Below are 24889 nucleotides of genomic sequence, written 5' to 3' on the forward strand. Positions count from 1 at the left end.
ACTCTCAAAACAAACAATTTCAAAATGGTGCGACATTATAGCCCTGAAGTAAAAAGTAGGTTGAGATAAAAGAGGAGGAGATATGTTAGAAATCAGAGGACATGCTCGAGGCGGTCAGGGAATGGTTACCGCTTTCGAAATTCTTGCAAAAATTTTTGGACAGATGGAAGGCTACTATGTCCAGGCTTTTCCAGCATTTGGAGTTGAAAGAACCGGTGCTCCAATTCAGGCTTTTTTAAGGGTATCCAGAACCCCAATTCTAAACAGAAGTAAAATTTACAATCCAGACCTAATTGTTGTTTTTGATGAAACATTGCTTGACCAGGTTCCAATCTTTGACGGACTTGAAAAAAATGGAGCTGCTCTCTTAAACACAGAGAAACCAATTGACAAATTTAAAGAGTTTACTGAAAACATTTTTACAGTACCGGCAACAAGAATTTCCCTTGAAAAAGGGTTAGGAAGCAAGGCATTGCCTATTGTTAACTCAGCAATGATAGGGGCAATTTTAAGGGTTTTAGGAGAAAATCTTGACATTGCAAAGGAAATAATTGCCGCAAATGTTCCAGTAAAACCTGAAAAGAATGTTGAGGCTGCAGAAGTTGCTTTTAACAGTGTTAATGGCTTAAAAGACGATTACACTTACATTGTTGAAGCATTTAATTCAACAAAACCAAAGATTTCTGAATTTACTTTAGACGAAAGAAAACACCTTGAGAAAAAACATTATACAGAAATTCCAAAGTACCCTGAGTGGTACGGCCCAATGTCGAAAAACAAAACCGGCAACTGGAGAGTTCTCACCCCTGAATACCATACAAACGAAGCACCATGCTCTCTTAACTGCCCGGCAGGTACTGCTGTAAGAGAATTTGTAAAACTTGCAAATGAGAAAAAGTTTGATGAAGGGTTCAGGTTGATTTTGGAACATAATCCATTTCCTGCTATCTGCGGAAGGGTTTGCCCTCATTACTGCGAACAAAACTGCAATAGAAAAGAGTACGATGAAAGTTTAAATATAGGTTCTATTGAGAGGTTTCTTGGAGATAAAAACAAAGATTACTTCCCGGAACCGGTTAAAATAACAAAAAAGGAAAAAATTGCAGTTATTGGAAGTGGCCCTGCTGGATTAACCGCTGCGTTAAGGCTTAGAAACAGAGGGTACGATGTTACAGTTTTTGAAGCAATGCCAAAACCAGGTGGAATGATGCGCTCAGGTATCCCAAAATTCAGGCTGCCTGATGAAGTGCTTGATAGAGAGATAGAGAGAATTGTAAAAAGCGGGGTAAAAATTATCACAAATAAAAAAGCAACTGTTAAAGAGCTTGAAAATGATTTTGACGCTGTAATTGTTGCTGTTGGTTCCCATAAAGGCTACACAATGGGAATGAAAAATGAAGAGCTTGCCCTTGACGGTATTGACTTTCTAAGAGAGTTTAAACTGAACAACAATACATCAGGGGTTAAAAAAGGTGATAAAGTTGCAATAATAGGCGGTGGAAACACTGCAATAGATGTATCAAGAACTGCTTTAAGATTAGGTGCAGAGCCAACAGTTTATTACAGAAGAACAAGAAATGAAATGCCAGCAATACACATTGAGGTTGAAGAGGCTATTGAAGAAGGCGTAAACTTTGAATTTTTAACTGCTCCCGTTGAATTAAACAGAAAAAACGACAATGAAATTGAAGTTAAAATGATTAAAATGAGATTAGGTGAGCCTGATGCATCTGGAAGGAGAAGACCTATTCCAATTGAAGGCTCAGAGTTTACCGTTACCGTAAACAAACTTATAAAAGCAATAGGACAGGAGTATGACGAGTTTGTCTTTGGTGAAAAGGTTAAACCGAAACAGGGGAAAATTGATTATGACTCAAAAGTTCCTGTTTTCTGTGCCGGAGATATGGCATGGGGAGGCACTGTTGTTGAGGCAATAGGAAGCGGAAACCTTGTAGCAAAAGAGGTTGATGCTTTTCTCAGCAACACATTCTACGATAAAGAAAATGAAGTTTTACACAGGGCAGTAACTCCAAAAGATATTAAGTTTGAATACTACCCCGCCGTACCGAGAATAAAAAATAAAACACACTTTGATGAAAACCTTTACCTTAACTTTGAAGAGGTTGTGGAAGGGTTAACTGAAGAACAGGTGGTTCAGGAAAGCGGCAGGTGTTTACACTGCGGAGACTGTTTTGAATGCGGAAACTGCTACAACTTCTGCCCGGACGCAGCAATTGCTCTTGATGAAAATGGCAGGCTTTATATTAACTACGACTATTGCAAAGGGTGCGGCATCTGCTTCAATGAATGCCCGTGCTCTGCAATTGACTTTACTTTAGGCGAGGTGAAAAATGACTGATGTAAAAAACATGGAAAACGCCGTTGAGTTTAAGAGACATAATCCCAAAATACTTAAAGGTAACTTTGCAGCGGCAGAAGCTGCAAAACTGTGCAAAGCGGGGTTTATCCCAGCATATCCAATTACACCTCAAACAACAATTGTGGAAGAATTATCAAGAAAAGTTGCAACAGGAGAGATGGATGCAACCTATGTAAATATGGACAGTGAGCACTCTGTCTTTGCTGCAGCAATGGGAGCTGCAATGGCAGGTGAAAGGGTATTTACTGCAACAAGCGGACAGGGCTTATTCTATGCCCATGAGGTTTTACACGCAATAGCCCATTTCAGGCTTCCAATGGTTGTTTGCAATGTTGGAAGGCCATCAATCCCGTGGAATATATGGGCAGACCAGACAGACTCCCTTGCCCAGAGAGATACAGGCTGGATACAGATTTACACTGAAACCTCACAAGAAGTGCTTGACACCATTATTCAGGGATACATAATTACCGAAACCCTTGACATTCCTGTAATGGTTGTGCTTGATGCATTCTATTTAAGCCATACAAGTGAAAATGTCTGGGTACCAGAACAATCTTTAGTTGATGAATTCCTGCCACCTAAGCAGAAAAAGGGAGTTGAGATTGACGGATACCACCCAAAAGCAATAGGCGGCCTTATACCACCAGAAGAGTATGAAACATTTGAATACGCATGGTGGAAAGATGCTCTAAAGGTTGAAGATTTAGTAAACACTGTGGGTAAACAGTTTGGAGAAAAATTCGGAAGAAACTACCAGGCTGTTGAAGCAATAAACATAAACGAAAAAACAGAAATGGTATTTGTTACAACCTCAACAATTACTACAACAGTGAGAGGAATACTTAACCTTCACCCTGAAATTGGAATCCTCAAAATAAGGCTAATGAAACCTTTCCCGAAAAAAAGTGTTCTTGAAGCATTAAAGCCCTTATCCGACAACGCCTTAATAGTAAACATTGAAAGAAACTTTTTAGGTGGAAAAGAAGGTGCATTAATGCAGGAGATGAAGAGGGCTCTTTACGGAGAAAGGTATTTTAAAATGTACGATATCTATGCGGGTATGGGTGGAAAAGATGTTTCCCCCATTACAATTGAGAACATGATTGATAAGGTTCGCAGCAATCCAGATGAAATAATCTGGATTGATTTTGAGTAAGGAGGAGATAATGGCTGATTTAGTATATAAGTTCCTAATTGGTGAAGAAAAGGTTTACCCCGGGGCATTAAGCTGCAGAGGTTGCGGCTGGGCTCTGCTTGTAAGACACATAGCAAGCATTTTAGGGGAAAATACTGTTTATGTCGTTCCTGCCTCCTGTTACTCAATTATTGCCGGGCCATACGGATATAACCATGTAAAGGGAAGCACAGTTCACACTGTGTTTGCAGCAGCACCTGCAACGGCAACTGGCGTAAGGGCTGCTCTTGACAGGCAGGGAAACAAAGATGCAAATGTGGTTGTTCTTGCTGGAGACGGCGGAACATTTGACATAGGGCTTCAATCATTATCAGGAGCAGCGTCAAGGGGAGAAAGGATAATATATGTCTGCAACAACAACGGTGCATACATGAACACAGGAATCCAGACAAGTACTGCAACCCCTTATGGTGCAGTAACAACAACAAACCCAAATCCAAGCTATAAAAAAACGTGGCCTAAAGACTTAATGGGGATAGTATCCTCTCACAATATACCCTATGCTGCAACTTGCTCCCTTGCCTTTATCCAGGATTTCAGAAGAAAGGTTGAAAGGGCTAAAAATGCAGATGGCTTCAGCTTTCTTATGATAGACGGCCCCTGCCCTCCCGGGCACAAAACAGACCCTTCCCAGTCAATTTCAATAGCAAGGCTTGCTGTTGAAACAAAACTTTTCCCTCTCTTTGAGGTTGAACATCACAGGGTAAAAATCAACTACTACCCTAAAAAGGAAATTCCTGTGGAAGAATGCCTCAAACTTCAGGGAAGGTTCAGACACCTATTTAAAGAAAATGCAACAGATGCATTGAAAACAATTCAGGAACAGGTTGATTCAAACTGGAAAAGACTTGTCAAATTAGAGGAAATAAGCTACCAATTCTAAACAAAAACCATAATAAAGATAACAAAACCCGGGAAAAATTCCCGGGTTTTTTATTTTTAAGCTATATTCTACGCCAAACTCTTCTAACAATAAAAAAAAGATTTGCCATATTCCCTACCCCATCCTATCAAAGTTGATTTAGAAAAAAAACTAATCTTCTTAAAAATCAGTGTCAAGTTTTTTTAAGATTAAAGAGGATTAAGCTTTAATTTATGTTGTAGTTAGTGTATTATGGTGATATAAATTTTGTTAATAAATTTTAAAAAGGTGAATCATATGGTAAAGAAAAAAGAAAATTTAGAATCATTTGAGCAAAGCCTGTGGAAGGCAGCAGACAAGCTTAGAAAAAACATTGATGCTGCAGAGTATAAACATGTTGTTTTAGGGCTTATCTTTTTAAGGTATATATCAGAAGCTTTTGAGGATTTATACGAAAAACTCAAAAAAGGTGAAGGAGAATACGCAGGAGCAGACCCGGAAGACATAGACGAATACAAAGCTGAAAATGTGTTTTTTATCCCACCTGAGGCAAGATGGAGCTATCTAAAAGCTCACGCAAAAAACCCTGAAATAGGGAAACTAATTGACAATGCAATGGAGCTTATAGAAAAAATAAACACATCACTCAAAGGGGTTTTGCCAAAGGTATACGCAAGGGGAAACATTGACCCTATAAACCTCGGTGGGCTAATTGACCTGTTCAGCAATATTGCCATTAATGAAGCAAAAGAACAAACATCGGATATTTTAGGGCATGTGTTTGAGTATTTTCTGGGACAGTTTGCGTTAGCCGAAGGTAAAAAAGGTGGCCAATTCTATACCCCAAGAAGCGTTGTTGAACTTTTAGTTGAAATGCTTGAACCATACAAAGGAAGGGTATTTGACCCATGCTGTGGAAGTGGCGGAATGTTTGTTCAATCAGAAAAGTTTGTAAAAGAGCATCAAGGAAAGATTAACGACATTTCTATTTACGGACAGGAAAGCAACCAGACAACCTGGAGACTCTGCAAAATGAATCTTGCAATAAGAGGAATTGATAGCTCACAGGTAAAGTGGAATCCTGAAGGCTCATTTTTAAACGACGCTCACAAAGATTTAAAAGCAGATTTTGTAATAGCCAACCCGCCCTTTAACGACAGTGATTGGAGCGGTGAACTACTCAGAAACGATGTTAGATGGAAGTACGGTGTGCCACCTGTTGGTAATGCAAATTATGCGTGGATTCAGCATTTTATTTTTCACCTTGCACCTTATGGAAAAGCAGGTTTTGTTTTAGCAAAAGGCGCTCTTACCACAAAACAAACTGCCGAGTATGAAATTAGAAAAAATATGATTGAAGATGACATTATAGACTGTATTGTCAATCTTCCTGCAAAACTCTTCTTAAACACACAGATACCGGCTTCTTTATGGTTTATTAGAAAAAATAAAACAACAAGAAAAGGGCAAATCCTCTTTATTGACGCAAGGGATATGGGAAAACTTATCAGCAGAAGGACAAGAATTTTAACTGAAGAAGATATTAAAAAAATTGCAAACACATACCACAAATGGCAAAAAGAAGATGAAAGTTATGAGGACATAAAGGGATTCTGCAAATCAGTAATTATTAAAGATGTTAAAGAACTCGATTATGTATTAACCCCCGGCCGTTATGTGGGGCTTGCTGAAGAAGAAGATGACTTTGATTTTGAAGAAAGGTTTAATAAATTAAAAGGCGAGTTTTTGGAACAGTTAAAAGAAGAGGAAAGGTTAAACAAACTTATACTTGAGAATTTAGAGAAAATAGATGTTAAGGGGAAAGACGAAAGATGAAGAATGAAGGGAAAAGAATGAAGGGCGAAAATCAGTTGATTAGTTTAACGATACTGTTTCCATTTTGGAAACAGTTGGAATTTTATAAAAATTCAACCTGTGCAATTTTGGAACAGGTTGCTTTAGCTATAAATGAAATAAAATAAGTTAAATAGGGAGATTATGAAGTTAGAAAAGATTTTACAACAACCGGAAAACAGAAAACTTGAATTTAAAGAGACTCTGCCAAATAAGTTTGATTTATGTAAAACTGTTGTCTCTTTTGCCAATGATGCCGGTGGTGAAATTTATATTGGGATTAAAGATAAGCCAAGAGAAATTGTCGGTGTTCCTGAAGATGATTTATTAAAAATAGAAGAAAAAATTAGTAATATCATACATGATAATTGCCATCCACTAATCTTACCCGATATTTTCTTTTTAAATAAAAATGACAAACATATAGTTGTAATTAAAATTTACAAAGGTAATAAACCACCATACTATATTAAAAGCAAAGGAAAAGAAAAAGGAACTTATATTAGAGTTGGTTCTTCAAACCGACTGGCTGATAAAGAGATTATTGAAGAATTAGAAAGACAAAAGCAAGGAATATCATTTGATTCTTTACCTGTATATTCGAAAAGTGTTGATGAGTTGGAATTTTCTCTTTTTGCAAAGCAGTTTGAAGAAATTACAGATGAAAAATTAACTAAAACCATTTTAAGCAAATTAAATCTAATACTTAAAGAGCAAAACAGGAATTTCCCTACAAATGCCCTGGTACTATTATCAAACGATAAAATTAGAAATAAACTTTTCCCATATGCAAAAATTGAATGCGCAAGGTTTAAAGGAACAACTCCAGGAGATTTTATAGACCAAAAGACTATTGATGAGCCTTTAAGCTTTCAAGCGGAAGAAGCATATAGGTTTGTTTTAAGGCATATTTCTCAAGCTTCAGTTTATGAAGGCGTTTACAGGAAAGATAGGTGGGAATATCCAATTATTGCCATTCGTGAAGTTATAAAAAATGCTGTTATTCACAGGGATTATTCATTAAGGGGTAAAGATATAAAAATTGCAATATTTGACGATAAAATTGAAATTACAAGCCCTGGTAAATTAATGCCTACCATTGATTTTAATGATATGGAATCTGGCCAATCTGATATAAGAAATAAAGTACTTGCGTCAGTATTTAAAAAACTCGGCATTATCGAACAATGGGGAAACGGGTTAAGGTTAATTGCTGAGGAGTTAAAAAACTATCCAGAAATAAAATTTGAGTGGAGCGAGCCGGAAATTTCATTTGGGGTAACACTTAGAAAGATAAACTATAATCTTGAAATTCAAAAGGGTGAGAACATTCAAATCGCGGCCGATTACGGACGATTACGGACGATTACGGACAATTGCCTCTGGAAGAAAAAAAGATATTACTTTATCTTTTAGATAATGAAAAAATTACAAGGAAAGAAGCAATAAAAATCCTTGATGTTCAAAAAACCAAAGCACATGAAATATTAAGCTCATTAATTGCAAAAATACTTCAAAAGGCAAGGAAAAGGAAGAAGCACTTATTATGTTTTAAGAAGGATGAAGGGTGAAAAATGAAGGATGAAGCGTGAAGGGTGAAAAACTATGGATGAAAAAATAATACGAGTTGAAGAAATTGAATCCAAAATTTATACGATAAGAGGTGTCCAGATAATGCTTGATAGTGACCTCGCAAATCTTTATGGGGTTGAAACAAAAAGATTACTGGAACAGGTTCGAAGAAACAAAGAACGTTTCCCTGAAGATTTTATGTTTCAATTAACAAAAGAAGAATTTGAGTCTTTAAGGTCGCAAATTGCGACCTTAAAAAAAGGAAGAGGCAAACACAGAAAATATCTCCCCTATGCCTTTACAGAGCAGGGAATAGCAATTGCTTTCAGCAGTAAAAGATTTAAGCAAAAAAGTTTTTGCATTTTCAAAAATGGATAGCGAAGGTTTAAAAATTTTATTAATATAGAATGTAAAGTAGCTTTTAGGAGAAAGAAGTATGTTTGTTAAAGAACAAAATATAGAAGAAAAATTGATTAAAAAACTTCGTGAGCTTAATTATGTCTATCGTTCAGACATTCGTGATAGGGAATCTTTAGAAAAAAATTTTAGGGAAAAATTTGAATCCTTAAATAGAGTAAAACTTACAGATAATGAATTTGAGCGTTTGTTAGAACAGATAACATCACCTGATGTTTTTAGTTGTTCAAAAATACTTCGTCAACAAAATACCTTTGAACGAGAAGACAGAACTCCTCTGCACTATACACTTGTAAATATCAAGGATTGGTGCAAAAACACTTTTGAAGTGGTAAAACAAATCAGAATAAACACAAAAAACAGTTTTCAAAGATACGATGTGATTTTATTGATAAATGGCCTTCCTTTGGTGCAAATTGAGTTGAAATCTTTAAAAATCAGCCCAAGAAGAGCCATTGAACAAATTGTAAAATATAAAAATGAACCTGGAAACGGATATGGCAATACGCTATTGGCTTTTATGCAGCTATTTATAGTTAGCAATTTTTCAGAGACTTGGTATTTTGTAAACAATAACAACGAGCATTTTAAGTTTGATGCTAATGAACAATTTCTGCCTATTTACAAATTTGCAGATCCAGACAATAAAAAAATTACCCAACTTTACGAATTTGCCAAAAAATTTCTCTCTAAATGTACACTTGCCGAGATGATTGGCCGTTATATGGTGCTTATTGAAAGTGAAAGAAAACTCCTAATGATGCGTCCTTATCAGATTTATGCAGCTAAAGCTATTGTTGATTGTATTCATCAAAATAGAGGCAATGGCTATATCTGGCACACAACAGGTAGCGGTAAAACTCTCACTTCCTTCAAAGCTTCAACCCTTTTAAAAGATAACCCAGATGTGGAAAAGGTTTTGTTTGTTGTGGACAGAAAAGACCTTGATAAACAAACCCGTGAAGAATTTAATAAATTTCAGCCAGGTTGTGTTGAAGAGAACACAAATACAAGAATGCTTGTAAACAGGCTTTTATCTGATGATTATAAAAATAAAGTTATTGTAACAACAATTCAAAAGTTAGGGCTTGCATTAGATGGAAACAATAAGAAGGAATACAGAAAACAGCTTGAACCTTTAAAAAATAAAAGAGTAGTTTTTATTTTTGATGAATGCCATCGTTCCCAATTTGGAGAAAACCATAGGGCTATACGCGAATTTTTCCCAAATGCTCAACTCTTTGGATTTACAGGGACGCCGATTTTTGAAGAAAATGCCTCATACAAAATAAGAGAGGGGAAAGAATTAAGATTTAAAACCACTGAAGATATTTTTCAAAAATTGTTGCATGCCTATACAATTACTCATGCGATTGATGACGGAAATGTACTAAAATTCCGTGTTGAATACTACAAACCAAAGAGTGACACAGACATTGCCCCAAAAGACCTTCCTACTAAAAGGGCAATTATAGAATCAATACTTGAAAAACATGACAAACTAACAAATTTCCGTCGTTTTAATGCTTTATTTGCAACTGCTTCAATCAATGATGCCATAGAATACTATGAACTTTTTCAAAAAATCCAGGAAGAAAAGCAAAAAGAAAATCCTGAGTTTAAACCTTTAAATCTTGCCTGTGTATTTTCTCCTCCAGCAGAAGGCAACAAAGACATACTTCAGCTTCAAGAAGATTTGGAACAAGAAAAGGAAGACCTTAAAGTTGAGCCAAATAAAAAGAAAGAGGCACTTAAAAAAATCATTAGTGATTACAATAAAAAATATAAGACTCATCACGACATATTTAATTTTGACATCTATTATCAGGACATACAAAAAAGAATTAAAGATCAAAAATACCCCAATAATAATTTACCCCATAGGGAAAAAATAGACATAACCATTGTTGTTGATATGCTTCTTACAGGTTTTGATTCTAAATACTTAAACACTCTATATGTTGATAAAAATCTTAAATATCATGGCCTTATTCAGGCATTTTCAAGAACAAACAGAGTGCTTAACAACACAAAACCTTATGGAAATATTATTGATTTTAGAGCGCAAAGAAATAATGTTGACGAGGCTATTGTTCTATTTTCTGGAGAGAAAAAGAAAGGAGCAAAAGAAATATGGATTGTTGACCCTGCTCCAGTGATTATAGAAAAATATAAAAATGCAGTTGAAAATCTAAAAACTTTTATGGAATCACAAAATCTTGAATTTAACCCGTCAGAAGTTGCAAATCTTAAAGGAGATGAAGCCAGAATTGAGTTTATAAATACCTTTAAAGAAGTTCAACGGTTGTTTACTCAGATTGACCAGTACACTGATATATCAGATGAGGATAAGAAAAAGATTGAAGAGCTTTTGCCTGAAGAAAGTTTGACAAGTTTTCGTACGGTTTACCTTGACCTTGCAAGAGACATTAGAGAGCGTCAGGGAAAAACAAAAGACTCTGATGACCCCATTCAGCAGGTTGATCTGGAATTTGTGCTATTTGATTCCGCTTTGATTGATTATGATTACATAATGAAATTAATTAGTAAATATACATATCAAGAGCCCAAAAAGCAGGAAGTTACAAGAACCCAACTTATAGAAATGCTTTCGTCAAATGCAAAATTTTTAGATGAAAAAGAAGACCTTATTGAATATATAAACAGCCTTGAAAAAGAAAAACCTTTAAACGAAGAGGATGTTAGAAAAGGCTATGAGATTTTTAAGGAGAATAAAAGGAAAAATGAGCTAAAGGAGATTGCTAAAAAGCATGGGATAGAATTTAGTTCTTTATTTAACTTTGTAAATAATATTCTTGATAGAATGATATTTGATGCAGATGCCTTAACTGAGCTTTTGGCTCCTTTAAATTTAGGCTGGAAGGCAAGAGCAAAAAAAGAACTTGCATTAATGGATGATTTGATACCTATTCTTAGAAAACTTGCACAAGGGCAAAATATTTCAGGATTAGAGGTTTACGATGAGTGAAAAAGAGAAGAAAAAACTAATCCCAAAATTTAGGTTCCCCGAGTTTAAGGATTCAGGCGAGTGGAAAAAAATTCCTATTTCAAATGTTCTTATAGAACATAAAAGTATAAGTACAGGAAGAGAAAAAGTGTATTCTGTATCAGTAAATAAAGGATTAGTAGAACAAATAAAACATCTTGGCAGAAGTTTTGCTGCAGCTAATACAAAAAACTATAAGTTAGTTTTACCTGGAGATGTCGTATATACTAAAAGTCCTACTGGTGATTTTCCTTTTGGAATTATCAAACAAAGTAAGTTAAATTTTTCCGTAATAGTATCTCCGTTATATTTGGTTTTTTCTCCCCCAAATTATGCTATTGGAACTATTTTAAATTCATATTTTGAATCACCAGAAAGAGCTAAAATTTATCTTGAACCACTTATTCAAAAAGGTCCTAAGAATACAATAAACATTACTCCCCAGAGGTTTCTTTCGGGGAAAATATCATTGCCACCCGAAGAAAATGAACAGCAAAAGATAGCTGATTGTCTTTCGTCGATTGATGAGGTTATAGAGTTAGAAGAAAAGAAACTTGAAAAATTGCAAAAGCACAAAAAAGGTCTAATGCAAAATCTCTTTCCAAATGAAGGCGAAAAAGTTCCCCGTTTCCGTTTTCCCGAGTTTAAGGATTCAGGGGAGTGGGAAGAAAAAAGATTGGGAGAAATTTTTCAAGAAAGAAATGAAAGAAATGGCAATGGAAAATTTGAATTGCTTTCTGTTACTATTTCAAAAGGTGTTGTAAAAACATCTCAATTAGAACGAAAAAATAATACTACTTCTGATTTCTCAAATTATAAGAAAGTTTATCCTAATGACATTGTCTATAATTCAATGAGAATGTGGCAAGGAGCCAGTGGTGTTTCAAAATGGAGTGGAATTGTTAGCCCGGCATATACAGTGCTAAAACCTCTAAGTGATCAAAATTCGGTCTTTTGGGCTTATTATTTTAAGAAATCAACAAGTGTAGAAAATTTTAAACGTTTTTCTCAAGGGTTAACTCCTGACACTTGGAATTTAAAATTCCCTATTTTTTCAAAAATTAAAATGATAGTTCCAAAATTAAAAGAAGAACAGCAAAAAATTGCTGACTGTCTTTCATCACTCGATGAGATTATAGAACTTCAGACTAAGAAGATAGAGCTATTAAAACAACACAAAAAAGGATTGATGCAAGGATTATTTCCTTCAATTGAGGATTAGAAATGGCAAATAATAATATATCAACTTTTAATACAATTGAAGAGCTTGCACAGTATTTAAGGCAACAATTAGAAAATAAGAAAGTTATATTAATATATGCTTATAACGGAACTGGTAAAACCCGTCTTTCAATGGCTTTTAAGGATTTAGGAAAGCAAGGAGATGAAAGGGACACACTTTATTTTAATGCGTTTACAGAAGATTTATTTGTCTGGGATAATGACCTTGAAAATGATACCTATAGAATGCTTAAAATGAATACAGCGTCTCGCTTTTTCAAGGGACTTCAAGAGTTTGAGATAGAAAACAGAATCGCATCTTTTTTACATAGATATGCTGATTTTAACTTTGACATAGATTACAGTGAAGGAACCATCCGTTTTTGGAGAGAAGTGAATAAAGATAATGAACCGATACTAATTAAAATATCTCGTGGTGAAGAAAATATCTTTATTTGGTGTTTTTTTGTTGCTATTGCTCAACTTGCTATAGATAAACAGGAGGCATACGAATGGGTTAATTACATTTATATCGATGACCCTATTTCCTCCCTTGATGACAATAATGCAATAGCTGTGGCTGCTACTCTTTCAAAATTGATAAAGGGACAGGACGATATTAAGGTTGTGATTTCTTCTCACCATACATTGTTTTTTAATGTTCTATGTAATGAAATGGGAAGAGCCTTAAAGTATTTCTTAAGCTATAAAGATGATAAATATGAATTAAGAAGTACCAATGATACACCGAGATTTTATCACGTTGCTATGTTAAAGGAGCTTTATGAGGTTGCTAAATCAGGAAAGATTTATACTTATCATTTTACAATTCTTAGAAGTATTTTAGAAAAAACAGCAACTTTTCACGGATTTAACAGTTTTAAAGATGTAGTAAAAAGGTTTGATGATGATGAAGAGGGCATTATTTATACTCGTGTGATTAATCTTTTGAGTCATGGTAATTATTCTATTTTTGAACCTATTGAAATGCTTGAAGAAAACAAAAAATATTTTAGGGAAATATTAGAAGATTTTATGAAGAATTATAGATTTAATCCAGAGTTATTCCCCCAGGAAACTATAGAAGAGGAGGCTTAAAGTGACTAACAATGATAACAATAAACTTGGTAAGGTATTATGGAATATTGCAAATGAACTTCGTGGTTCAATGAATGCCGACGATTTTAGAGATTATATGCTTTCGTTTTTATTTTTACGGTATATATCTGATAATTATGAAGAGGCTGCAAAAAAGGAATTGGGAAGTGATTGGCCTGAATTAGAAGAAGATGACAGGCGTTCCCCTCTTTCTGTTTGGTATGAAAAAAATAAAGAAGATGTAGAAGAGTTTGAAAAGCATATGCGTAGAAAAGTGCATTATGTTATAAAACCTGAGTATCTATGGAATAGTATTGCCGAAATGGCCCGCATCCAAAATAATGATTTATTAAAAACTTTAGAAAGGGGATTTAATTTTATAGAAAATGAATCTTTTTCAAGGAATTATAAAGGCCTTTTCTCAGAGATAAATCTTAACTCGGAAAAACTCGGCAAAAACTATGAAGAAAGGAATAAAAGACTTTGTGCAATTATTCAAAAAATTTCAGAGGGATTCTCAGAGTTCCCTAAAGATAGAGACCTTCTTGGTGACGCATATGAATATTTAATAGGACAGTTTGCAGCAGGCTCAGGGAAAAACGCAGGAGAATTTTACACACCACAGCAAATTTCAAGTATTTTATCTGGTATTGTCTCTTTAGATAGCCAAGACCCTTCAACAGGACGTAGAGCAAAATTAAATAAAGTACTCGATTTCGCATGCGGTTCAGGTTCATTGCTCCTTAATGTAAGAAAACATATGGGAAAAAATGTAGGGAAACTTTACGGACAGGAAAAAAATATTACCACGTATAACCTTGCTCGTATGAATATGCTTTTACATGGTGTAAAAGATACTGAATTTGAAATTTTTCACGGAGATTCATTAACAAATGATTGGGATATTTTAAGAGAAGAAAATCCTGCTAAAAAGATGGAATTTGATGCAGTTGTCGCAAATCCGCCTTTTAGTTATCGCTGGAATCCCCCAGAATCATTAAAAGACGATTTTAGGTTTAAGGGATATGGACTTGCACCTAAATCTGCGGCTGATTTTGCTTTTTTGCTTCACGGTTTTCATTTTTTAGCAAAAGACGGAACAATGGCAATTATTTTACCCCATGGTGTTTTATTTAGAGGAGGCGTTGAGAAAAAAATTCGTAAAAAATTGCTTTTAGATGGAAATATTGACACTGTTATAGGACTTCCTCCAAAACTTTTTTATTCTACAGGCATTCCCGTTTGTATTCTTGTTTTAAAGAAATGTAAGAAATTTGATGATGTTCTATTTATTAATGCAAGTGAACATTTTGAAAAGGCTAAAAGGCAAAATGTATTGTTGCCTGAACATGTTAAAAAGATTGTAGAAACCTATCAGTATCGAAAAGAAGAGAAACGTTTTTCTCGTCGTGTTTCACTGGATGAAATAAAAGAAGAACATGATTTTAATTTAAATATTTCCCGTTATGTAAGCACTGCTAAGCCAGAGGAACCAGTTGATATTTATAAAGTTAACGAAGAATTGAAGGAAATAGAGAAAAAATTAAAGCATGCAAAGGAAAAACACAATAAATTTCTTGAAGAACTAAGACTTAAGTTACTTCCATAATTTTGTGTTATTTGTAAACAAAAAATATAATAATTGACTGGACAATAAGGGAAAGCGCAAGGGCAAAATTAAGAGTAATTATTAAAAGAACTTTAAGAAAATACGGTTACCCGCCAGATATGCAAAAGCTGGCAACAGAAACTGTTTTAAAACAGGCTGAGCTTATTGCAAATGATTTGACTACATAAAAACTACTAAAACTCAATATTCAAAAAAATTGTTAATGGCTTTAAAAAAAATGTGGTGGAAAGTGGTGCCCGGGGCCGGACTCGAACCGGCACGGAGCCACAAGGTCCGCAGGATTTTAAGTCCTGTGTGTCTGCCAATTCCACCACCCGGGCTCGCTAAAAAATATTACCAATTAGAGTGAAGAAAGTCAACTTTTTTTAATAAATTAGTAAACAAAAAAAGCGGGATTTCTCCCGCTTTTTAAATCTTTTAATTTTACTGGGTTTTAAATTCCAGCCTATCATTCTGGGCAAAGGCAATTACCTTGCTTCCGGGGAGTATTTCTCCCGCAAGAATCTTTGTAGCAAGCGGGTTAAGCAGATATTTCTGGATAACCCTCTTTAATGGCCTTGCGCCAAAATTCGGGTCGTATCCCCTGTTAATCAAAAATTCATAAGCGCTTTCCTCAAGTTCAAGAGAAATATCCTGCTCTTTTAACCTCTGTTCAGCAAGCCTTAACTGTATCTTTACAATTTCTCTCATGTGCTCTTTGCCTAATTTGTTGAATACAACAACCTCGTCAACCCTGTTTAAGAATTCAGGCCTGAATGTGCTTCTTAAGAGATTATTCACCTGTTTTAAAATCATCTCTCTGTTTGAGTCGTTCATATCCAGAATCAAGTCGCTTCCTATGTTTGAAGTCATTATAAGAACCGTGTTTTTGAAGTTAACAGTCCTTCCTTTACCGTCAGTTAACCTTCCATCGTCAAGCACCTGCAAGAGAACATTTAAAACATCTGGATGTGCTTTTTCTATTTCGTCAAGAAGTATTACAGAGTAAGGTTGCCTTCTCACCTTTTCAGTTAGCACTCCACCTTCGTCATAACCAACATATCCTGGAGGCGCTCCTATCAACCTCGCAACTGAGTGTTTTTCCATAAACTCAGACATATCAATTCTTACAAGTGCGTCCTCAGTATCAAATAGAAATTCCGCAAGAGCCTTTGCAAGCTCAGTTTTACCAACACCTGTTGGCCCCATAAAGATAAAGGAACCTATCGGCTTAGACGGGTCTTGCAATCCTGCACGAGACCTTCTTATAGTCTCAGCAAGCAATTTAATTGCCTCATCCTGTCCTACTACCCTCTGTTTCAATATATCTTCAAGTTTAAGGAGTTTCTCCCTTTCGCTTTCAAGCATTTTGGAAACAGGAATTCCCGTCCACTTAGATACAATCTCCGCAATGTCTTCGTCATCAACCTGCTCTTTCAAAAGCTTTGATTCAGATTGAATCTTTTTCAATTCCTCGTTTGCAAGCTCAAGCTGTCTCTTTGTTTCTGGCAACTCACCGTATTGTATCCTTGCCGCTTCCTCAAAATCTCCCTTCCTTGTCGCATCTTCAAGCTTTCTCTCAAGCTCTTCTATCTTTTCCTTTAACTGCCTTACCTTCATTATGTGTTCTTTTTCAAGCTGCCATCTTGCCAAAAGGGATTTTTCCTGCTCTTTCAATTCGCTTAAATGTTTTTCTATCTCTTCAAGCCTTTTTTTAGATGCAGGGTCAGTTTCCTTCTTTAAAGCCTGCTTTTCAATCTCAAGCTGCATAATCTGCCTCTGCAACTGGTCAATTTCAGCAGGCACAGAGTCAATCTCTATCTTTAGCTTTGAGCAAGCCTCATCAATTAAATCTATTGCCTTATCTGGTAAAAACCTGTCTGTTATGTATCTGTGAGAAAGGGTTGCCGCAGCAACAATTGCACTATCGGCAATCTTTATTCCGTGGTGAACCTCATACCTTTCCTTCAATCCCCTTAAAATTGAGATTGTATCCTCAACAGTAGGCTCTTTCACAATTACAGGCTGAAACCTTCTTTCAAGGGCTGCGTCCTTCTCAATGTATTTCTGGTATTCGTTTAATGTTGTTGCACCAATGCACCTTAACATTCCCCTTGCCAGTGCAGGCTTTAATATGTTTGCAGCATCCATTGAGCCCTCTGATGCCCCTGCTCCCACAAGGGTATGCAGCTCGTCAATAAAGAGGATTATCTGTCCATCAGACTTTTCTATTTCACTTACAACAGCTTTCAGCCTTTCCTCAAATTCTCCCCTGAATTTTGCACCTGCAACCAAAGCTGCAAGGTCAAGAGCAACAAGTTTTTTATCTTTCAAGTTTTCAGGAACATCTCCCTTAACAATTCTCTGGGCAATACCTTCAACAATTGCAGTTTTACCAACTCCTGGTTCACCGATTAAAACAGGGTTATTCTTTGTCCTCCTTGTTAAAACCTGCATTACCCTTCTAATCTCTTCATCCCTACCGATTACAGGGTCAAGTTTGCCCTCTTCTGCAAGTTTGGTGTAATCAATACAGTATTTTTCAATAGCCTGATACTTATCCTCAGCACTCTGGTCGGTAACCTTCTGCCCGCCCCTTATGTCTTTTATAGCCTGCAAAAGGGCTCCCTTGGTGATATTGTGCTGTTTGAAAAAATCTGCCAGGCTTCCAGATTTTTCAATTATTGCAAGAACAAGGTGCTCTGAAGATGTGTATTCATCACCCATGCTGTCGGCAATCTGTTTGGATTTAACTAATATTGCCTGAAGATTTGGAGAAGGATACCTCTGCACCCCTTCCGCCTTTGGAAGAGATGAAAGCTTCTCTTCAACCTCTTTTTCAAGCAAATCAACTAAAATACCTGCTTTTTGCAAGAGAGGCTTAACTATTCCTCCCTCCTGCTCAAGCAGGGATTTCATTAAGTGTAATTCAGTGACTTCCGGGTTTTGATAAAGCTCTGCCTTTTCAAAAGCATCTGCAATAGCATCCCTTGCCTTTATGGTAAATCTGTCAAGATTCATAATTACCTCCTTAAAATCTTTTTCATTACTTAATATAATCCCAACTATTTTTTTGTCAACACAAATTTATAAAAAATTTATAAGAAAATTTTATAATGATATACTCAACTTTAAAACTTGCGCTTGACTTTAAGGAAATTCAACAATATATTTAAAGATGAAAGAAAAAATTAAGGAGGCAAATATGCTAAATCAAATAAAAAGCTTTGTTTTTTTAACCGCTTTAACCCTTTTGTTCGTATGGATTGGTGGAATGATAGGTGGACAAAGCGGAATGATAATTGCCTTTGTTCTCGCATTTTTTATGAACTTCTTCTCTTACTGGTACTCTGACAAAATCGTTCTTGCAGCATACAGAGCAAAGCCGGTAACCGAAAATGAGGCTCCTGAACTCTACTCCATTGTAAGAGAATTAGCCACAAAAGCAGGGATACCAATGCCTAAAATTTACATAATCCCATCTCCCCAACCAAATGCATTTGCAACTGGAAGGAACCCTGAACACGCTGCTGTGGCTGTAACAACCGGAATTCTACAACTGTTGAACAGGGATGAATTAAAGGGTGTACTTGGTCACGAATTGGGGCATATAATTCATAGAGACATACTAATACAGTCCATAGCAGCAACAGTTGCAGGGGCAATTATGGTTCTATCATCAATGGCAAGATGGGCAGCATTCTTCGGTGGCTTTTCAAGAGACGATGACAACGGTGGAATAATAGGACTTTTAGTTGTATCAATACTCGCACCCCTTGCTGCAACACTTATACAGCTTGCTATATCCCGTTCAAGGGAATACCTTGCTGATAAAAAGGGAGCAGAGCTTTCCGGAAATCCATTATTCCTAGCAAACGCTTTGAGAAAGCTTGATTCATACGCAAAGGAATTACCAATGCCTCAGGCAAACCCACAAACTGCTCATATGTTTATTGTCAACCCACTTTCAGGGAAAGCACTGGCAAAGCTTTTTTCAACCCATCCACCTATTGAGGAGAGAATAAAAAGGCTTGAGGAAATGGCTTATTCAAATAGAATAAACTAAATTTATATGACAAAAATCACCCCCTGATTTTTAAATTGTTGTATAATTTTTATAGAAAAAATCAGGGGGTTTTGAAATGAAAAAACAGTTTTTTTTACTTTTATCTCTAATTATAATCACCTTTTCAGCAGCAGCAAATCCTGTCACAAAATCCTTTTCTGATAGCTACAAATACCATTTGTACTTTCCTTTAGCTTTTCATGACAATACATACACTTCTTATATTGGTTTATTAAACTTAAACGACAGCATAGCAAATTATGTAATCCACATCTCTGACAGCAATGGCAACCTGCTTATTGAAAATGTTACAGGAACTCTTAATGCAGGGGAAAGGATTTACCGTGAAATTTGCGATGAACAGTTAAACTCTCCCTGCTGGGTTATGGTTAGCAGTGATAAATTTCTTGCAGGCTATATGAATACAATATCAAACGATTTAACAGAATCTTACTTTTACCTTCCAGACACCGGGCTTTCCAAAAGCATTTATGTACCGCATATCGCTCCTGAAACAAATTACTGGTACACATACACTGCATTAGTCAACGGCGATTTTGAAAATGTATGCTCCCCATACTTTGACTATTTTTCTGACCTTGTTACCCTGCCAGCACCTGTTAACCCACTTGAGCAAAGTTACTTTGAATGGGAAACTGATATTTTTAACGGCTCATTTCCGGACAATATGAGAGGATGGGGTAAGATTTACACTACCGGCAACGCAACTTTAAGCGGAATGGAAACCTTCAAGGTAAAGGCAGATGGTATTTACAACACTGCAGGACTGTCATTACCGTCAGAGCTAACAGACACACTATATTTCCCACATATTCATGTTGAAGGTGGTTACTGGTGGACTGGAATTGCTGTAAATAATGCTTCAGAGATAACATTGCCTGTAACCTTTCACGCAATATCGTCAGACGGTACAGAACTTGATTCAGTTACATGGTTTATTGACCCATACTCTAAACTGGTAAAGCTTGCCCAAAGCTTATGGACAGACAAAGACAGGGAATTCCCTGAAAACACAGCATGGATTAAGGTAACCTGCACAGAAAAAAAGATTATAGGATATGAATTATTTGGAACTCTGGAAAGCCAGGGAAGAAGGCTTCTTGCAGGCCTTAACTCCCCTATTGAAGGATATAAAGAGCTAATCTTCCCTCATATTGAATCAAACTCAGATTACTGGACAGGAATTGCATTCGTCAATATAGGAGATGAAAATGCAACCGTTCAGGTAACCGCATACAACGATGAGGGAAAAGCACTTCAAACAATTACAATCTCAGACTCATTTAAACCCAATGAAAAGTATGTATCAACAGTAAAAGCAATGTTTAACAACAATGTGCCTGAAGGAACAACCTATTTAAAGATTAGTTCAAGCCAGGAAATTGTCGGGTTTGAACTCTGGGGCAACCTAATCCCTGAACAGGACTATATTTCAGGAATGCTTGCAACTCCCGCTATCCCGGTGGTTTTTAAAGAAGGCTTTGAAAATAGTGATGTTATAGATAGTGGAAGCTGGAAGGTGGTTCAAGCAAAGGATAATGAATACTCAGGAAAAGGCTGGCAGGTAGCATCAAAGCTTTCTCTCGGAATTGAAACATGGGCTTCACAGTTCCCACAAACCCCACCTGAGGGAAGCGATTATGTTGTAGGCTATTACGGAACAAGCTCAGCTTTGAATCATCAGTATTTAGTCTCCCCACAGATAGATTTACCTGCAAACGCTAAATCCCTGACCTATTTTTACCAGTTTGGCTGGACTTCAACAGCGGTTGAGTCATGCAATGTTTACATTACAGAAGATTTAAACACAAACGACGGAATTGATTTTAACCAAACAACTTTAATTAAAGAGTATACTCCTTCTTATATGGAATCGCTGGACAAATCTACAGAGGTATCAGATTTCACAGTCTGGATGAAAGAAAACCTCGATATTTCTCAATTTGCAGGGAAAAAGGTTAAAATTATTTTTGAAATAAAATCAAAATATCAACAATCCTTTCATTTAGATAAAATTGAGGTAAGGTAGTGAACAAAACAATTGTTTTATTACCTCTAATATTCTTTTTTCTGATTTCAAAGGCAACACCACCAGAAGTAATGTTTGAAAAAAAGGAAAGGGGTAAACTGAAAGAGATTGTTTATAACCCTGTTTTTATAAAAAGTTCAAACAAAAAATTAAACCCAGAAGAGGTTTTCAAAAACTTTATTCAATCAAAAAAACTACCCCTTGACTTTAACTCACTTTACCTTACTCAAAAAATCTCAAACAGGCATACTACAACATTAAGATATAAGCAGAAAGTAAATGGATATCCTGTTTTTAACAGTGAGGTTTTAGGGGTGATTTACAGGGGAAGTGTTTTAAAATTTGTAAACAACACTTTTGAAAATTTTGAACAACCTGAATTCTGCGACAGTTCAATAATTAAGAACAAATTGTTAAAAGAAAACCCAGAATTCAAAAGGATAATTAAAATTGAAAAGGGATATTTTGGAAAAAAGCCATGCTATAGGCTGAGAATTACAGCAAAAAAAAACCTTTTAGATGTTTTTGTTGATTCAAAAAGCGGAAAAATTCTCAAAGAAAAAAGCCTTTTAATTCACTTTGACGCTAAGGGAAATGTATTCTACCCTAACCCTGTTTGTTATTCAGGAAACACCTCTCTTTACGATAACGAAGATTCAAACTATGAAGATTTAGAAGATAGTTATGTAACAGTAACATTAACTAATATTGACAATTCTGGTGTATTAAAAAACGGATATGTTGATTTAAGCGGTCATGGATTGCTTCCCCCCAGTACATTTGGAGTTGTCGGAGTCTCTGAATACACACCAGGCAGCGCCCTTCCAGAAAACGGAAATTACTTTTTTACAAGGGACGATTACAGGTTTGAAGAGGTAAATGCGTATTACTGGATTACAGAGGCAAGAAAGTATATTGAATCTTTAGGATTCAACATTTTGCCTAACCCAATACCTATAAATGTTCACTTTTTGATTGATGATACTTCCTTTTATTCAGAAGCAGACCACGGGATTCACTTTGGAGACGGAGGGGTAGACGATGCAGAGGACGCAGAAATAATACTTCACGAATTTATGCACGCAGTTACCCATTATATAGTCCCCGGGATAGGTGGGGTGTGGGAAGCGCAGGCTCTGGACGAAGGGCTCAGCGATTACTTTGCAGCAACATTCAGCAGGGATACAAGGTTCAGGGATTATATAGGGGAATGGGATGCAACTTACTACCATGCGGGAAATCCTCCCTGGCTCAGGCCAATTAAAACTGACAGGCATTATCCTGAGAATATGAGAGAAAGATATTATCTTACTTGGCAACCAAACTATCACTGGGACGGGGTTATATTTTCCTCAACACTTTGGCAGATAAGAAAAGCGGTTGGAAAGGATTTTGACAGGGATGTAATTGAATCCTTGTATCACATTTCAACTTCAGCAAGTTTCCAATCTGCTGCGATGTCTGTTTACTCCGCAAACTTGCTTAATGGGGGCAATTTTAAAGAGGCAATAGGCTACTTCTTTTTTAAAAGGGGGATACTCCCTGAAAATTACATAACTTCAGTTCCTGAATTTAATGGTTATAAACTTTTCTTCCCCTATGCAGAAGAAAATTCAAATATGGATAGTTTTCTGGGATTAATCAACACCTCAAATGAAAGCGAAACAGTGCATCTACTTTTTATTTCACAGGAAGGATTTCTTGTTTTAAAAGAGAAAGACATAAACTTAAACCCTGGTGAAAAATACTACGAAAAGGTAAACCCTGATGAAATAGACACAAAATTCTGGATTATGGCGGTTTCAGATAAACCTGTTGATGGATATATCTACTTTATTGACAAAGATAAAACGAAAAGTACAATTTTAAAAGGGATAAAAAAACTTTCAAACACTTTATATGTGCCACACATTGCACCAGAAACTGATTACTGGAATAGTTATTCGGCAATTGTAAATGGCTCAAATGAGCAGGCAAGTTTAACGGTTAACACCCACGAGGGAGAAAATATTTCTTTAAGCAATCCCAATGAAAAATACACAATGAATTACCTTGAATGGTACAATGACTTTTACAACCCAAACAATATTACCCCTGAAAAAAACTGGGTAACAATTGAATCAAACGGAGAATGCCTTGCTGGTTATCAATTTTTCACAAGAAAGGATGTGGCACAATCAGGGGGACTAAGCCTTGACATAACCCCATCAAACACAATTTATTTCCCCCACATTCATGTTGAGGGGAATTACTGGTGGACAGGAATAGTTTTTGAAAATGTGCTTGATTCAAGCGAAGAAATAACAGTTTTTGCTTATGATTCTGATGGTAACCTTTTAGACTCTTTTACAATTGAGCAACAACCTTACCAAAAAACAGTGTGCCTTGCTCAGAATTTATGGACTAATAATGAAAGGGAATTTCCAGAAAATACAGCGTGGATAAAATTATCCTCTCAATCTCCCTGTCTCATTGGTTATCAGTTATTTGGCACCCTTCCTGAACAGGGGGCAAGGCTTCTTGCAGGCATAAACGGGATAATAAACCTGTCAACGAAGATTCTGTTCCCACACATTCAAACAGGGGAAAACTTCTGGACAGGGATTGCTATTATCAATTCTTCTGATTCTATTTCAGACATCAGTCTTTCTGCATACGATTCAGATGGCAATCTCCTTGAGCAGGTTGATTTTTCTGATATTAATCCCAATCAAAAAAAGGTGTTCCTTGTTAAAGATATCTTTTCAGAAGATACTATACAGAGTGTTTCATACATAATTGCTCAATCTAATAATTCAATCTGTGGGTTTGAAATAAGCGGAAACCTTACATCAGAGGAAAACGGTGAGATTATCCACAGGCAGGATTATATTGCTGGAATGGAAGGGATTGTGCAATGAATAAAGATGATTTGAAAAAACTTACAGGTATATATCTTATTCTTGATAGAAAGTTAGCAAAGGAGAAAAGTTATATAGAAATAATAGACTCTGTTTCAAAATCTGGTGTAAAAATAGTGCAGTTGAGGGAAAAGAATATATCAACAAGGGAATACCTTGAAATAGCATTTAAGGTAAAAGAGGCATGTGAAAAAAACGGGATAATTTTCATAGTAAACGACAGGGTTGACATAGCCTATGCCTCAAATGCAGACGGGGTGCATCTTGGTCAGGATGATTTGCCACCAAAATATGCGAGAGAAATTTTAGGAAAAAACAAAATTATAGGGATGTCAGCAGGGAATAAAAAAGAGTTAGAATATGCTTTAAATCAGGACATAGACTACATCTCCCCTGGACCTGTATTTTCAACATCAACAAAACCTGATGCAGGAAATGCAGTTGGGATTGATTTTGTAAACTATGTCTTATCAAATACAGAAAAGCCTGTAATCCCTATAGGGGGGATAAATTCTGACAATGTAAAATACCTCTCAAACATAGGGATAAATAAGGTGGCTGTAATTTCAGCAATACTATCATCAGAAGATTTACAAAAGGCAACTGAAAAACTTTTTCTTGCACTATGCAAAAAAAATTGGGCATGAAAGTTTTA

17 protein-coding genes, 1 tRNA gene and 1 pseudogene are annotated in these 24889 nt (G+C 35.9%); 17 read left to right on the forward strand and 2 right to left on the reverse strand.

The window, feature by feature from the left end:
- Positions 1-82 precede the first annotated feature (82 nt).
- The 13 genes and pseudogenes from TTHT_RS05870 to TTHT_RS11030 all read left to right on the forward strand — a co-directional run.
- Entirely contained in the window at positions 83-2359 is a 2277-nt protein-coding gene (locus TTHT_RS05870) for a 2-oxoacid:acceptor oxidoreductase family protein (protein ID WP_201327048.1), read from the forward strand.
- Positions 2352-3539, forward strand: a complete 1188-nt coding sequence (porA, locus tag TTHT_RS05875) for a hypothetical protein (protein WP_201327049.1) — start codon at positions 2352-2354, stop codon at positions 3537-3539. The genes TTHT_RS05870 and porA overlap by 8 nt, the downstream gene beginning before the upstream one ends.
- Positions 3540-3549: 10 nt before the next feature.
- Complete coding sequence (locus TTHT_RS05880; RefSeq protein ID WP_201327050.1) at positions 3550-4461, forward strand: thiamine pyrophosphate-dependent enzyme; 912 nt, start codon at positions 3550-3552, stop codon at positions 4459-4461.
- A gap of 276 nt (positions 4462-4737) precedes the next feature.
- Positions 4738-6276, forward strand: coding sequence for a type I restriction-modification system subunit M (locus TTHT_RS05885; protein WP_201327051.1), 1539 nt, complete (start codon positions 4738-4740; stop codon positions 6274-6276).
- Positions 6273-6422, forward strand: a complete 150-nt coding sequence (locus TTHT_RS05890) for a hypothetical protein (protein ID WP_201327052.1) — start codon at positions 6273-6275, stop codon at positions 6420-6422. The genes TTHT_RS05885 and TTHT_RS05890 overlap by 4 nt, the downstream gene beginning before the upstream one ends.
- 16 nt (positions 6423-6438) lie before the next feature.
- On the forward strand, positions 6439-7710 hold the full coding sequence (locus TTHT_RS05895; protein WP_201327053.1) for an RNA-binding domain-containing protein: 1272 nt from the start codon (positions 6439-6441) through the stop codon (positions 7708-7710).
- Positions 7671-7865, forward strand: coding sequence for a hypothetical protein (locus TTHT_RS05900; RefSeq protein ID WP_201327054.1), 195 nt, complete (start codon positions 7671-7673; stop codon positions 7863-7865). Before TTHT_RS05895 ends, TTHT_RS05900 begins: the two co-directional genes overlap by 40 nt.
- 34 nt (positions 7866-7899) lie before the next feature.
- A complete protein-coding gene (locus TTHT_RS05905; protein ID WP_201327055.1) occupies positions 7900-8244 on the forward strand; it encodes an ORF6N domain-containing protein in 345 nt (114 codons plus the stop codon).
- Between the two features lie 58 nt (positions 8245-8302).
- Entirely contained in the window at positions 8303-11272 is a 2970-nt protein-coding gene (locus TTHT_RS05910) for a type I restriction endonuclease subunit R (protein ID WP_201327056.1), read from the forward strand.
- Positions 11265-12512 carry a restriction endonuclease subunit S gene (locus TTHT_RS05915; RefSeq protein WP_201327057.1) on the forward strand — a complete coding sequence of 416 codons (1248 nt, stop codon included), beginning with the start codon at positions 11265-11267 and terminating at the stop codon, positions 12510-12512. The genes TTHT_RS05910 and TTHT_RS05915 overlap by 8 nt, the downstream gene beginning before the upstream one ends.
- 2 nt (positions 12513-12514) lie before the next feature.
- Entirely contained in the window at positions 12515-13609 is a 1095-nt protein-coding gene (locus tag TTHT_RS05920) for an AAA family ATPase (protein ID WP_201327058.1), read from the forward strand.
- Position 13610: 1 nt separating this feature from the next.
- Positions 13611-15218 carry a type I restriction-modification system subunit M gene (locus TTHT_RS05925; RefSeq protein ID WP_201327059.1) on the forward strand — a complete coding sequence of 536 codons (1608 nt, stop codon included), beginning with the start codon at positions 13611-13613 and terminating at the stop codon, positions 15216-15218.
- Positions 15219-15238: 20 nt separating this feature from the next.
- Positions 15239-15406: pseudogene (locus tag TTHT_RS11030) on the forward strand (type I restriction enzyme endonuclease domain-containing protein); the annotation flags it as partial.
- Positions 15407-15469: 63 nt separating this feature from the next.
- Here the strand turns inward: TTHT_RS11030 and TTHT_RS05935 are convergent.
- Both TTHT_RS05935 and clpB read right to left on the reverse strand, forming a co-directional pair.
- A tRNA-Leu gene (locus TTHT_RS05935) sits at positions 15470-15559 on the reverse strand.
- A 103-nt stretch (positions 15560-15662) separates the two neighbouring features.
- On the reverse strand, positions 15663-18239 hold the full coding sequence (clpB, locus tag TTHT_RS05940; RefSeq protein WP_201327060.1) for an ATP-dependent chaperone ClpB: 2577 nt from the start codon (positions 18237-18239) through the stop codon (positions 15663-15665).
- Between the two features lie 184 nt (positions 18240-18423).
- Between clpB and htpX the strand changes: the two genes are divergently transcribed.
- From htpX to thiE, 4 genes are all read left to right on the forward strand, one after another.
- On the forward strand, positions 18424-19284 hold the full coding sequence (gene htpX / locus TTHT_RS05945; RefSeq protein ID WP_201327061.1) for a zinc metalloprotease HtpX: 861 nt from the start codon (positions 18424-18426) through the stop codon (positions 19282-19284).
- 76 nt (positions 19285-19360) lie between these two features.
- On the forward strand, positions 19361-21334 hold the full coding sequence (locus TTHT_RS05950; RefSeq protein ID WP_201327062.1) for a choice-of-anchor J domain-containing protein: 1974 nt from the start codon (positions 19361-19363) through the stop codon (positions 21332-21334).
- Positions 21334-24234 carry a M36 family metallopeptidase gene (locus tag TTHT_RS05955; RefSeq protein ID WP_201327063.1) on the forward strand — a complete coding sequence of 967 codons (2901 nt, stop codon included), beginning with the start codon at positions 21334-21336 and terminating at the stop codon, positions 24232-24234. Before TTHT_RS05950 ends, TTHT_RS05955 begins: the two co-directional genes overlap by 1 nt.
- Positions 24231-24881 (forward strand): thiamine phosphate synthase, encoded by a 651-nt coding sequence (gene thiE, locus TTHT_RS05960; RefSeq protein ID WP_201327064.1) that lies wholly within the window; start codon positions 24231-24233, stop codon positions 24879-24881. Before TTHT_RS05955 ends, thiE begins: the two co-directional genes overlap by 4 nt.
- The last annotated feature ends 8 nt before the right edge of the window (positions 24882-24889 follow it).

The sequence above is a fragment of the Thermotomaculum hydrothermale genome (genome assembly GCF_016592575.1).
GTDB classification, from domain to species: Bacteria; Acidobacteriota; Holophagae; order Thermotomaculales; family Thermotomaculaceae; genus Thermotomaculum; species Thermotomaculum hydrothermale.

Bases quoted from the DNA above. Each gene is read 5' to 3' on its own strand.
- TTHT_RS05870 (WP_201327048.1), top strand. From the start codon at position 83: ATGTTAGAAATCAGAGGACATGCTCGAGGCGGTCAGGGAATGGTTACC.
- htpX (WP_201327061.1), top strand. From the start codon at position 18,424: ATGCTAAATCAAATAAAAAGCTTTGTTTTTTTAACCGCTTTAACCCTT.
- TTHT_RS05915 (WP_201327057.1), top strand. From the start codon at position 11,265: ATGAGTGAAAAAGAGAAGAAAAAACTAATCCCAAAATTTAGGTTCCCC.
- TTHT_RS05920 (WP_201327058.1), top strand. From the start codon at position 12,515: ATGGCAAATAATAATATATCAACTTTTAATACAATTGAAGAGCTTGCA.
- TTHT_RS05880 (WP_201327050.1), top strand. From the start codon at position 3,550: ATGGCTGATTTAGTATATAAGTTCCTAATTGGTGAAGAAAAGGTTTAC.
- TTHT_RS05890 (WP_201327052.1), top strand. From the start codon at position 6,273: ATGAAGAATGAAGGGAAAAGAATGAAGGGCGAAAATCAGTTGATTAGT.
- porA (WP_201327049.1), top strand. From the start codon at position 2,352: ATGACTGATGTAAAAAACATGGAAAACGCCGTTGAGTTTAAGAGACAT.
- TTHT_RS05895 (WP_201327053.1), top strand. From the start codon at position 6,439: ATGAAGTTAGAAAAGATTTTACAACAACCGGAAAACAGAAAACTTGAA.
- TTHT_RS05885 (WP_201327051.1), top strand. From the start codon at position 4,738: ATGGTAAAGAAAAAAGAAAATTTAGAATCATTTGAGCAAAGCCTGTGG.
- clpB (WP_201327060.1), bottom strand. From the start codon at position 18,239: ATGAATCTTGACAGATTTACCATAAAGGCAAGGGATGCTATTGCAGAT.
- TTHT_RS05905 (WP_201327055.1), top strand. From the start codon at position 7,900: ATGGATGAAAAAATAATACGAGTTGAAGAAATTGAATCCAAAATTTAT.
- TTHT_RS05910 (WP_201327056.1), top strand. From the start codon at position 8,303: ATGTTTGTTAAAGAACAAAATATAGAAGAAAAATTGATTAAAAAACTT.
- TTHT_RS05950 (WP_201327062.1), top strand. From the start codon at position 19,361: ATGAAAAAACAGTTTTTTTTACTTTTATCTCTAATTATAATCACCTTT.
- thiE (WP_201327064.1), top strand. From the start codon at position 24,231: ATGAATAAAGATGATTTGAAAAAACTTACAGGTATATATCTTATTCTT.